This window comes from Streptomyces sp. ATLC9, assembly GCF_057196705.1.
Genome location: NZ_JBXUOY010000180.1, coordinates 1 through 11,094 on the forward strand (window position 1 = coordinate 1; position 11,094 = coordinate 11,094).

An 11,094-nucleotide genomic window follows, 5' to 3' on the forward strand; every position below is an offset into this window, starting at 1 on the left:
GCGCACAGCGCCGCCCCCGCCTCCGCGGTTCCGCGCCCCCTCCACGGCTCCGCCGGCTCCATGGTCCCACCCCCGGGCACGCACCGTCCGTGCCTGCTCACGGAACCGATATTGCCTTTTTCGGGCCCGTCAACCTACGGTTTCGTAACCTACGCTCTCGTAGGTACCGTTTCCCGTCGTCGCCCCCCGTGGAGCCTTCATGACCCTCGCCACCCCGCACGCCCCCGGCTCGGAGCAGTGGACGGACGCCCGTCTGCTCTACGCCCTGGAAGAGGTGGTGGAGAAGGAGCTCAACCGTCATCTGAAGGTCGCCAAGGACTGGATGCCGCACGAGTACGTCCCCTGGAGCGACGGCCGCGACTTCGACGGCCCGCTCGGCGGCGACCCCTGGGAGCCGGAGCAGTCCAAGGTCACCGACATCGGCCGCACCGCCCTGGTGGTCAACCTGCTGACCGAGGACAACCTCCCCAGCTACCACCACGAGATCGCCACCCTCTTCGGCCGCGACGGCGCCTGGGGCACCTGGGTGCACCGCTGGACCGCCGAGGAGGGACGGCACGGCATCGTGATGCGCGACTACCTGCTGACCTCCCGCGCCGTGGACCCGGTGAAGCTGGAGGAGTTCCGGATGGCGCACATGTCGGAGGGGTTCGAGTCCGACAACCGGCACTCGATGCTCCACTCCGTCGCCTACGTCGCCTTCCAGGAACTGGCCACCCGCATCTCCCACCGCAACACCGGCCACCAGTCCGGCGACCCGGTCTGCGACCGGATGCTCGCCCGCATCGCCACCGACGAGAACCTGCACATGGTCTTCTACCGCAACCTGCTGCGGGCGGCCTTCGAGCTGGCCCCGGACCGGACGATGTCGGCGGTGCGCGACGTGGTGGTGGACTTCCGGATGCCCGGCCACGGCATGCCCGGCTTCGAGCGGGCCGCCGCGCAGATGGCGATCGGCGGAATATACAACCTGCGCATCCACCACGACGACGTGCTCCAGCCGGTGCTGCGCCATCTGAGGGTCATGGAGATCGGCGGACTCGGCCCGGAGGGCCTGAAGGCCCAGGAGGAGCTGGGCCTGTACCTGGACGGCCTGGACGACGAGGCCCGAAGGCTGGACGAGCGCCTGGCCGCCCGCCGCGCGCGCATCGGGGCCCGCAAGGCGGCCGCCGCATCCTGAGCGGCCCCCGCCCCTGACGGGCGGACGGTCCGGGCGCCTCCCCACACGGACGCGTCCGGGCCGCCCCGGTCGGGCCGGTCAGCCGGTCCGGTTCCGGGTCAGATCCCGACGGCGCCGACCTGCCGCAGCAGCCCGAGGTCGTCCCAGTTCCACCAGCTCTCCGCGATCTTCCCGTCCTCGAAGCGGAAGGTGGCGTGGCCGGTCCCGGTGATCTCCCTGCCGGTGGGCTCCAGCCCCTGGTACGGCCCTGAGTGGCGCCCGGTGTAGGACAGCCGCGCGCAGACCTTGTCGCCCTCGGCGAACAGATCCTCGATGACCATCACCGGCTGGAACGCCTCCAGGATCTCCTGGTTCTCCTCCTTGGCCTGCGCCAGCCTGACCTCGTAGGAGGAGAGTGAGGGATCGTGCTCGCGGTAGTCGTCGGTGCACAGCCCGTCGGCCGCGTCCAGGTTCCGCCCGTTGATCACCTCCTCGACGAAGGTGCGGGCCACACCGGTGTTGAGCTGCTCGTCCCGGGAGACCTCCAGATCGGTGAAGGTCGGCTCCCCCTCGCAGGCCGCCACCAGCCGGTGGAAGACCCGGTCGGTCTCGGGCAGGTGGGAGTTGCGCATCGCCTCCTCGTAGGAGGGGAACTCCACGATCTCCACCACGTGGTCGGGGTCGGAGCGGTCGCGCGCGACGACCGAGTGGGTGGCCGTCCGCTTGCCCTGGGTCGCCTGCACCCAGTCGTCCATCAGCCGGTCCAGCTCGTCGGCCTGGTGGGTCCTGCAGTCGATGACCTGGATGAACGTCATGGTGTCGCCTCCCGCCGTCGAAAGAGTCCGAGGCAGTTCCAGGCTATCGCCACCATGCACGACATGTCCCCACTTACTGCTTTAATCTCTTTCTTCCGCGATGTCTTCCACAGCTGAGGACCGGATGCCCGGCACCGCGTGGAGACCCCGCTCCCCGCCCCGGTCGTGCGACGGATCCCGTGGAAAGGTCCCATGAGCTTGCGCCCCCGGCCGGACCGGCCTGCGCGCGGGCCTGGTGGTGCCCTGTGCACTGGGCGGCCTGTGGGCCGCCCGGCACGGGCGGAGCACGGCCAACGCGGCCTTCGCCGCGGCCGAGGAGTCCGGCTCCATCGAACCGGTGCCGGGCCGCGACCGCGATGTCCCCCCGTCCGGATCAGGCACCGCGCAGGCGTCGGCGCTGGGCGACTGGCTGGCCGGGCAGACTCCCGGCGCCGGGCCGGATCTGGTGGTCTGCTCCCCCTACCTGCGTGCGCGGCAGACCTGGGAGACGATGGCGGACCGCGCCGCCGCACTCGGCGCACCGCGGCTTGAGGTGCTCGTCGACCAGCGGCTCCGGGACCGGGAGACGGGCGTCTTCGAGCTGCACCCTCCCACCGCCCTGCGCGCCCGGGCCCCGGGGGAGGCGGCCCGCCGGGAGCTGCCGGGCTGCCGGACCCCGCCGGGCGCCGGCAGACGATTTCCCGGCCCCCGCCCGCGCGTCGGCGCGCCCGCCGGGGGCAGACGGGGCGGTATGAGGACATCGACATCGACATCGGCACCGGCCTCGATACGCGGAGGCGCCAGACGGGCCGCGCACAGCTCCGCCATGACGGCCGCCGCCCGCTGGGGGCTGGCCGCGTACGGCGTGATCTACCTGCTGATCGGTCTGCTGGCCCTGCGGATCGCCCTCGGAGACCGGGAGGGCGAGGCGAACAGCGGCGGCGCACTGCGGGAGCTGGCGCAGCAGCCGTTCGGGAACTTCCTGGTGTGGGCGGTCGGCATCGGGCTGGCCGGGCTGGCCCTGTGGCGGCTTTCGGAGGCCGTACTGGGCGCGGCGCGCCCGAAGGGCCACACGCCCAGGGAGCGGCTGCGCTCGGCCGCCCGGTTCGCGGCGCTCGCCGTGCTGGCCGCTTCGGCGATCACCTTCGCCGCGGGAACCGGGAACGGCGGGACGAGCGGCGACCGGCCCGAGGACCTCACCTCCCGGGTGTTCGAGCTGCCGGTGGGGCGCTGGCTGGTCGGCGCGCTGGGCCTGGCGGTCGTCGCGGTCGGCGCGTGGAGCGGGGTGCGGGCGCTGCGGTACAGGTTCCGCGAGGAGCTGGGCCCGGTTCCGGCGCGCGTGCGCCGCGCCGTGGACGTGCTGGGTGTGGCGGGCGGCCTCGCGCGCGGGGTGGTGTTCGCGGTGGCGGGCGGCTTCGTGGTCCTGGCGGCCGTGCGGTACGACCCGGACGAGGCCAAGGGCCTGGACGAGTCCCTGCGCACCCTGGCCGCCGCCCCGGCCGGCCCGTGGCTGCTGGCGGCGGTCGCCACGGGACTGGCGCTGTACGGGCTGTTCCTGTTCGCGCTGGCCCGCTGGCACAAGGGCTGAGTGGGGGCCGGAGAACGGGGCGGCCGCCTTCCGGCCCCGGGCGCCGGCGGCCCTGCCGGGCGACGCCGGGTCAGCCGGTCCAGGCCGGGTGGCGGGGGTCGTCGGCGCGGACGACCACGTCGGCGGCCCGTCCCGGCCGCGCCTCCTCCTCGTAGCGGGCGTAGGCGGGCAGCGTCCAGTGGTCCTCGGCCGGGGTACGGCGGGCCAGGGCGGCGGGGGTGAGCAGCAGGTGGACCGCCAGGTCGAAGGGGAAGCCGCGGCCGAGCAGCAGCCGGCCGTCCATCACCAGTACGCCGCCGGGCGGCAGTTCGGCGTACGGGCTGCGGGTGGCGCGGTCGGTGGCCGGATCCCACAGGTCGGGCAGCACCCGGCCGGTGCCGCCGGGGCCCAGCGGGCCGAACACCTCGCGCCACAGGGCGCCGTCGTCCAGCCACAGGTCGTAGTACGCGTCCGGGTCCCGGTGGCCGTACTCCAGGCGCAGGGAGGCGGGCCGCAGGAAGCCGGCCGCGCTCACCCGGTGCACCGGGCGGCCGCGCAGCCGCAGCGCCTCGGCCAGGTCGTCCGCCCACTCCCGCAGCAGGGCTGCCGGGGCACCGTCCACGGCGGCGCGCAGCCAGGGCGAGCCGTCGGCGGCCTCGGCGGCGGCGAGGGGGTCGGCGAGAGCGCCGACCGCCCGCTCCCGGGTGACGGGCGTGAACGCGCCGCGGACCGGAGGCGTCAAAGCCGCACCATGACCTGCTCCAGCTCCTTGCGGCGGATGGCGGGGACCCTCGCGTCGTCGGCAGGGTAGCCGACCGGGATGACGTAGGCGGCGCGCTCCTCGGGCGGGCGGTCGCAGACCTCGTTGAGGAAGCGCATCGGGCTGGGGGTGTGGGTGAGGGTGGCCAGACCCGCCTGGTGGAGGGCGGCCAGCAGCAGGCCGACGGCGATGCCGACCGACTCCTTGGTGTAGTAGGGGCGCGGGGTTTTGGGCCCCTTGTGGACCTCGAAGACCACGATCACCGCGGGCGCGGTCTCCAGGAACGGCTTGCTCCAGTCGGTGCCCAGCGGCGCGAGGGCCTGGAGCCACTCGTCGGAGGCGCGGCGGCCGTAGAACTCCCGCTCCTCGGCCTCGGCGGCCTCGCGCAGCCGCGCCTTGCGTCCCGGGTCGGTGAGGACGACGAAGCGCCAGGGCTGGACGTTCGCCCCGCTGGGTGCGGTGGCGGCGGTGCGGACGGCCCATTCCAGGACGCCGTCGGGCAGGGGGCGGGCGGAGAAGTCGCGCACGGTCCGGCGGCGGGCCATCACGTCGTGGAAGGCGCGGGCGCGGCTCTCGGCCTCCTCGGCGGGGACGTGCGGCGGCCGGTGCGGGACGGTGGGGTACGCGGCGGACGGCTCCTCGGCGAGCCCATTGGTACGGTCCATATGCCGCAGCACAGCACACCCGCGGGCGGTGGTAAACACCGCGGCACGCCCGTTCCCGCGCCCTTACGCCCGTCCGGCGGCGCACGGCGGCGCACGGCGGAAAACCGTTTGCGGCACCACCACGCCCGCCCTAACGTCTTTCCCGGCCCTGTCGTCGTCGATCGGAGAAGGCCGTTGCTCGCCTGAGGTCATGAGGCACCGGACCGCCGGACGCTTGTACGTCCGCGCGGCATCCGCACGTGCGACGACCTCGGGCTGTGAGCCGCCCTCCGGCCGGGCCGTGACGGCCGGACCGTCCCCGTCCGGGGGTTCCCCGGCCCCCACGCCTCCCGCGCGCTCCCCCTCCGTCGTACGGCGTCGTCTCCCGGTGCCTCCCGCGTGTCGCTCCCTTTCCGTACCGAGAGCAGCAGGAGGCCCGCATGGCCCGTTCCCCTTCCCGCTCCCCCGCACCGTCCCATCCGTCCGTCGTCTGTGCCGGGGTGCGCTTCACCTGGCCGGACGGCACCCCCGTGCTGGAGGACTTCCAGTTCTCCGCGGGCCCCGGCCGCACCGGGCTGGTCGGCCTCAACGGCGCCGGCAAGTCCACTGTGCTGAGGCTGATCGCGGGCGAGCTGACCCCGGCCGGGGGCTCGGTGCGCACCACGGGCGAGGTGGGTCATCTTCCCCAGACCGTCCATCTGGACACCGCGCTGCGCGTGGACCGGGCCCTGGGCATCGCCGAGGCCCGCGCCGCGCTGCACGCCATCGAGGCCGGGGAGGCGAGCGAGGAGAACTTCACGGCCGTCGGCGACGACTGGGACGTGGAGGAGCGCGCCCGCGCCGTCCTGGACCGGCTCGGTCTGGGACACATCGGCCTGGACCGCGCCATCGGCGAGGTCTCGGGCGGCGAGGCGGTCCTGCTGCGGCTGGCCGCGCTGCTGCTGGCCCGGCCGCGGATCCTGCTGCTGGACGAGCCGACGAACAACCTCGACATCACCGCGCGCGGGCGGCTGTACGAGGCCGTCCACTCCTGGAGCGGGGTGCTGCTGGTGGTCAGCCACGACCGCGAGCTGCTGCGGCACATGGACCGGATCGCCGATCTGCGCGACGGCGGAGTCCAGTGGTACGGCGGGAACTACGACGCCTACCGGGAGGCCCTGGCCACCGAGCAGGAGGCTGCCGAGCGGGCGGTCCGCGCGGCGAGGGCGGACGTCAGGCGGCAGAAGCGCGATCTGGTCGAGGCGCACGACAAGCTCGCCGGGCGGATGCGCCAGGGCCGCGAGGCCGCCTCCACCGCGGGGCTGCCGAAGATCGTGGCGGGAGCGCGCAAGCGCGCGGCGCAGGTCTCGGCGGGCAAGCACCGCATCCTGCACGAGGAGCGGCTGGAGGAGGCGCGGGAGCGGCTGGACGAGGCCGCCGAGGCGGTGCGGGACGATGCCGAGATCCGCGTCGACCTGCCGAGCACCGCCGTGCCGCGCGGCCGTACCGTCCTGACGCTGCGCGCTGTGGAGCTGCGCTGCGGGGCCCGCGCGGAGCTGGAGCTGCGCGGACCGGAGCGTGTGGCGCTGGTCGGTCGCAACGGCTCGGGCAAGACCACGCTGCTGCGCACGGTCGCCGGGGAGCTGGAGCCGGCGGCGGGCGAGGCGGTGGCGCACGTCCCGGTGCGGTATCTGCCGCAGCGTCTGGACGTGCTGGACGACGCGCTGTCGGTCGCGGCGAACGTGGCGCGCTTCGCGCCGGGGGCGACCGACAACCGCGTCCGGGCGCGGCTGGCGCGCTTCCTGTTCCGGGGTGCGCGGGCGGACCGTCCGGCCGGGACGCTCTCGGGCGGTGAGCGGTTCCGGGCGGCGCTGGCGGCGCTGATGCTGGCCGAGCCGGCGCCGCAGCTGCTGATGCTGGACGAGCCGACGAACAATCTCGACATGGCGAGCGTGCGGCAGCTCACCGGTGCGCTGGAGGGCTACGAGGGCGCGCTGGTCGTGGCGAGCCACGATGTGGCGTTCCTGCGGGACGTCGGGATCACCCGGTGGCTGCTGCTGGACGGGGAGCTGTCCGAGACCGGTCCGCTGTAGTCCGTCCGGGGCCGGCCGGGAAGGCGGGCGGACGGGACGGCGGGCGGCTTAGCCTGGGAGGAGGCAGGGAAACGGGACCGGGGCGGGCGGTCCCCGCCGCCCCGGTCCGGCTCGCCCCGCCGGTCGTGCGCGGTCCCGTCCGGCAGCGTGTGAGCGAGGCCGACCTGGGCGAGTGGTTCCGGCAGACCATCATGGACACCGGTCGGTCGCCCCCCTTCTGCTTCTTCACCGGCATGATCGCCGGGTTCGCGTCCATCCGGTTCCCGACCCGGATGATCAGGGCGGGAGTCCGCTGGTGGCCGGGGAACGTCGAGCCCGGCGGTCTGCACATCCACCATGTGGTGTTCGGCGTGGTGATGATGCTGCTCGGCGGGATCGTCGGTTTCGCCGTACCGGCCGGTCTCACCGGCCGGCGGGCCGCCGCGGCCGCGCTGTTCGGTGTCGGCTCGGCCCTCGTCCCCGACGAGTTCGCCCTGATCCTGCGGCTGCGCGACGTCTACTGGGCGCAGGAGGGGCGCCTGTCGGTCGAGGCGGTGTTCGTGGCGCTCGCGGCGGCTGCGCGAGCCGGTGACGCGCCTGTGGGACCGGTTGTCGGACCTGGTCGCAGGGCGCCCCGACGTCCCCGGGGCGCCGGAGGAGGTTTCACAACCGCGGTGAGACAGCAATACTGTCCGATATGGATCCGGCTGCCTCCCTGACCGTCGACGAGCTGGCCGCGCGCGCCGGCGTCACCGTCCGCACGATCCGCTTCTACTCCACCCGGGGGCTGCTGCCGCCGCCGGAGATCGGGCCGCGCCGGGTGGGGCGGTACGGGCCCGGCCACCTGTCGCGGCTCGCGCTGATCGAGGAGTTGCAGCACCAGGGGATGACCCTGGCGGCCATCGAGCGCTATCTGCGCCGGCTGCCCCCCGGCCTCAGCCCCGAGGACCTGGCCCTGCACCGGGCCCTGGTGGCCTCCTGGGCGCCGGACGCCGAGGCGGAGGCCACCCGGGGGGAGCTGGAGCGGCGGGCCGGGCGGCCTCTGACGGAGGACGACCTCGACCGGCTGGCGGCGATGAACGCCCTGGCCCGGACCGGTGACCCGGATGTCTTCCGGATCGACCCGGTGATCCTGCGGCTGGGAATGCGGCTGCTGGAGGTGCCCGTCTCGCTGAAGACTCTGCTGGCGGCGCGCGAGGTGGTCCTGGAGCACAGTCGTGAGGCGGCCCGCGAGCTGAGCGGGATGTTCAAGGAGGAGGTCTGGGAGCCCTACCGGCTGCGGGAGTCCGACCCCGAGCAGGTGGAGACGATGCGGACGCTGTCGGCCCATATGCAGCCCATGATCGTGCAGGCGCTGGTGACCGCCTTCCAGCGCTCCATGCGCGAGGAACTGAAGGCGTCCTTCCCCGACGAGGGGTGACCCGCCACGCGGCGGCTCCGGGGGTACACCTGCGAGGACCGGCAGGACGGAGCGGCCTGGACGGCCTCCCCGGCCGTCCGCGGCCCGAGGGCGGAGACCGGGGCCGCGGACGGGATCGGGACCGGTGCCGGGCCAGGGGCCGCGACGCACGAGCGGCCTGCCGATCGTGCGGAAGCGATCCGGCGCTCGGGCGGGCCCGCTTTCCGGAAGCGTCTCTCAGGTCCCGTGCCGGGGCCGGAACCCGGGAAGCGGGCGGCGGGGGGGGGGGGGGGGCGCCCCCCCCCCCCCCACGGGGGTGTTCCTGACGGAAAGGGGCGGGAGCCGGCCGTCCGGGATCACGCCTCGGGCGGACGGACGGACGGCGGGTGAGCGCGGGGCCGGGCGGCCCCCGGCGTACCGCCGGGAGAGGGAGGCCCAGGTCTCGCTTCGGGGCGCGAGGCGGCTCAGACGGGGGCCCTCAGCGGTCACACATTCGACACATGCGGCGAGCACCGGGCGTCGTGGTCGCCTCGGTCGCAGGGGTGCGGCAGCTCGTCGCGGTCATGCGGACGAGTAAAGCAGACCCCTGGCCTCTACACGTAAAAAACGGACGCCACCGTCCGGATAATGGACAGCCGAGGTGTGCGGCGTCCGTCCCGTCCGCTCCTCGAAGAAGCCGCCGCGCCCGCCGCCACCTGCGCGGAGGCTGTTCGCGGGCCGTCCGGGAAGCGGGCCGGCATGTGGTCAAGGCCACGGTCGGCAAGGGTCCGGGGGAGCTCCGGAGAGGCTTCGGGAGCGCTTCGCGAGGGGTCGTTCCGTCCACGACGACGGACTCGAATACAGTGCCGACATGCTCACCCCGCTGACGGTCGCGGTCGCCGTGGCCGCGCTCGCCCTGGCCGCCTGGTGCGGCTTCGCGGCCTACCGGGACCAGCCGACCAAGGACTGGCACTTCGCCGGCATGGCCGCGGTGACCGTACTCGCCCTGGTGCAACTGGTCGTCGGCGTCGTACAGCTGGCGCGCGGCGAGAAGCCGGACGGCGGCACGGTGGTCTTCGTCTCCTACCTGCTGGGCGTGGCGGCCTGCGTGCCGGCGGTCGGCTTCATGTCGCTGGCCGAGCGGACCCGCTGGGGCTCCGCGACGGTCGCCGCGGGCGCGGTGGTGATGGCGGTGCTCCAGGTGCGGCTGTACGACGTGTGGGGAGGCGGGCATGGCTGAACCCCCGGGCCCCCCGGTGCCGTCGGGGCACCCCCCGCGGCCGGGTCTGAGCCGTGGGCCGGGCCGGCTGCTGGTCACGCTGTACGCGGTCTTCGCGGTCGGCGCCACCTCCCGCTCGGTCTACCAGCTCTCCACCCGCTTCGACGAGGCCCCGCTGGCGTACGTCCTCTCCGCGGTGGCCGCGGCGGTGTACGTGGTGATCACCGTCGCCCTGGTCCGCGGCGGCAGGGGCGCCCGCCGGGTGGCGCTGGTGTGCTGCGCCGCCGAGCTGGCCGGTGTGCTGACGGTCGGCACCTGGACGGTGCTGGATCCGTCGGCCTTCCCCGATGCGACGGTCTGGTCGGACTACGGCCTGGGGTATCTGCTGCTCCCGCTGGTCCTGCCGGTGGTCGGCCTGCTGTGGCTGCGCCGCTCGCCCGCCGGCGCCGGAGCGGCCTGAGCGCGGGAACGCCTCTGGGCCCCGGCACGTGCGGCCGTCCCGGTGGGCATCGCGGGACGGCCGCGCGTGCGGAACGCGGACGAGGCGCCGGTCAGGCGCTGGCGGCGTACGTCCGGGAGACCCCGCCGCCCTCCGGCGAGCACCCGGGAGTCTTCTCCAGGGTCACCGTGCTCAGCCGGGAGGAGACCGCTTCGGAGGTCACCGGGGTGTAGCCGAGCCTGCGGTAGAGGCGGATGCCGCCCTCGCTGCGGTGGCCGGTGAACAGCCGGTAGCGCCTGGCGGACCGCTCCCGCGCCAGCCGCTCCTCGACCGCGGACAGCAGCCTCCCGCCGAGACCGTGCCGCCGCATGCGGGGGTGGACGATCAGCTTGCCGATCACCGCCGTGCCGTCGTCCTCGACACGGCCGCGCACCGAGCCGACGACCTCCTCGCCGAGCCGGGCCACGAGCACGCAGCCGCGGGCCAGTTCGGCACGCAGGTCGCCGAGGGTCTGGGTGAGCGGCTCGATGCCGTAGTCGCCGTGGAGCGCGGCCTCGGACTGGTAGCACAGGTACTGCAGTTTGAGGATCTGCTCGGCGTCTTCGTCCGTCGCCGCCGAGATGGTCACGCTCGTTCCCATGTGCGCACGTCTCCCCATGTCTCGTCACGTCCGGGCGCGTGTGCTGAACGAGGGTCGCGCGCCCGAACTGTCTGCCCTGATGACGCCGGTGGTTCATCGCACCCTTCCCCCTGGTTCGGGGGGCGCAACCTCCGCCGTGAGCATTCTGCGCAGGCAATCGATGCAACGGGAACGAATCGGTCCGAGACCGCCCTGTGAGATTCCCAACTCCCGGGTCGTTTCACGGTGGGCGGGGCCCGGTGGGAGAGCGGCGCGGCGGTCCGCCAGTGCGGCCGCACGGTCTGTTCGAGGTCGGCGGACTCGACCCCCTGGCCGGCCGCCGGCGGGGAGTTCGGGCCGGTGGGAAGGCCCACCGTGCTCAGCCGGGAGGAGACCGCTTCGGAGGTCACCGGGGTGTAGCCGAGCCTGCGGTAGAGGCGGATGCCGCCCTCGCTGCGGTGGCC

Annotated in this window: 11 protein-coding genes; 7 read left to right on the forward strand and 4 right to left on the reverse strand. The window is 74.3% G+C overall.

Going from position 1 to position 11,094, the window contains the following annotated elements; translation table 11 throughout:
* The first annotated feature begins 199 nt into the window (after window positions 1-199).
* Window positions 200-1,180, forward strand: a complete 981-nt coding sequence (locus AC2CJA_RS18220) for an acyl-ACP desaturase (protein WP_484603760.1) — start codon at window positions 200-202, stop codon at window positions 1,178-1,180.
* A 98-nt stretch (window positions 1,181-1,278) separates the two neighbouring features.
* On the opposite strand, the gene AC2CJA_RS18225 is transcribed toward AC2CJA_RS18220, so the two are convergent.
* A complete protein-coding gene (locus AC2CJA_RS18225) occupies window positions 1,279-1,974 on the reverse strand; it encodes an ester cyclase (protein WP_484603761.1) in 696 nt (231 codons plus the stop codon).
* 238 nt (window positions 1,975-2,212) lie between these two features.
* On the opposite strand from AC2CJA_RS18225, the gene AC2CJA_RS18230 reads away from it, so the two are divergent.
* Window positions 2,213-3,541, forward strand: coding sequence for a DUF1206 domain-containing protein (locus tag AC2CJA_RS18230; protein WP_484603762.1), 1,329 nt, complete (start codon window positions 2,213-2,215; stop codon window positions 3,539-3,541).
* A 70-nt stretch (window positions 3,542-3,611) separates the two neighbouring features.
* On the opposite strand, the gene AC2CJA_RS18235 is transcribed toward AC2CJA_RS18230, so the two are convergent.
* Both AC2CJA_RS18235 and AC2CJA_RS18240 read right to left on the reverse strand, forming a co-directional pair.
* Complete coding sequence (locus AC2CJA_RS18235; RefSeq protein WP_484603763.1) at window positions 3,612-4,262, reverse strand: nucleoside/nucleotide kinase family protein; 651 nt, start codon at window positions 4,260-4,262, stop codon at window positions 3,612-3,614.
* Window positions 4,259-4,945 (reverse strand): nitroreductase family protein, encoded by a 687-nt coding sequence (locus tag AC2CJA_RS18240; RefSeq protein WP_484603764.1) that lies wholly within the window; start codon window positions 4,943-4,945, stop codon window positions 4,259-4,261. The genes AC2CJA_RS18235 and AC2CJA_RS18240 overlap by 4 nt, the downstream gene beginning before the upstream one ends.
* Window positions 4,946-5,364: 419 nt before the next feature.
* Here AC2CJA_RS18240 and AC2CJA_RS18245 point away from each other — a divergent pair, with 419 nt between their 5' ends.
* From AC2CJA_RS18245 to AC2CJA_RS18265, 5 genes are all read left to right on the forward strand, one after another.
* Entirely contained in the window at window positions 5,365-6,996 is a 1,632-nt protein-coding gene (locus AC2CJA_RS18245) for an ABC-F family ATP-binding cassette domain-containing protein (RefSeq protein ID WP_484603765.1), read from the forward strand.
* Between the two features lie 149 nt (window positions 6,997-7,145).
* Complete coding sequence (locus tag AC2CJA_RS18250) at window positions 7,146-7,694, forward strand: hypothetical protein (protein ID WP_484603766.1); 549 nt, start codon at window positions 7,146-7,148, stop codon at window positions 7,692-7,694.
* A complete protein-coding gene (locus AC2CJA_RS18255; RefSeq protein ID WP_484603767.1) occupies window positions 7,673-8,395 on the forward strand; it encodes a MerR family transcriptional regulator in 723 nt (240 codons plus the stop codon). The genes AC2CJA_RS18250 and AC2CJA_RS18255 overlap by 22 nt, the downstream gene beginning before the upstream one ends.
* A gap of 829 nt (window positions 8,396-9,224) precedes the next feature.
* Window positions 9,225-9,593, forward strand: a complete 369-nt coding sequence (locus AC2CJA_RS18260; protein ID WP_484603768.1) for a hypothetical protein — start codon at window positions 9,225-9,227, stop codon at window positions 9,591-9,593.
* On the forward strand, window positions 9,586-10,032 hold the full coding sequence (locus AC2CJA_RS18265; RefSeq protein ID WP_484603769.1) for a hypothetical protein: 447 nt from the start codon (window positions 9,586-9,588) through the stop codon (window positions 10,030-10,032). The genes AC2CJA_RS18260 and AC2CJA_RS18265 overlap by 8 nt, the downstream gene beginning before the upstream one ends.
* Window positions 10,033-10,123: 91 nt before the next feature.
* Here AC2CJA_RS18265 and AC2CJA_RS18270 read toward each other — a convergent pair whose 3' ends face one another.
* Entirely contained in the window at window positions 10,124-10,651 is a 528-nt protein-coding gene (locus AC2CJA_RS18270) for a GNAT family N-acetyltransferase (protein ID WP_484603770.1), read from the reverse strand.
* Between the last annotated feature and the right edge of the window lie 443 nt (window positions 10,652-11,094).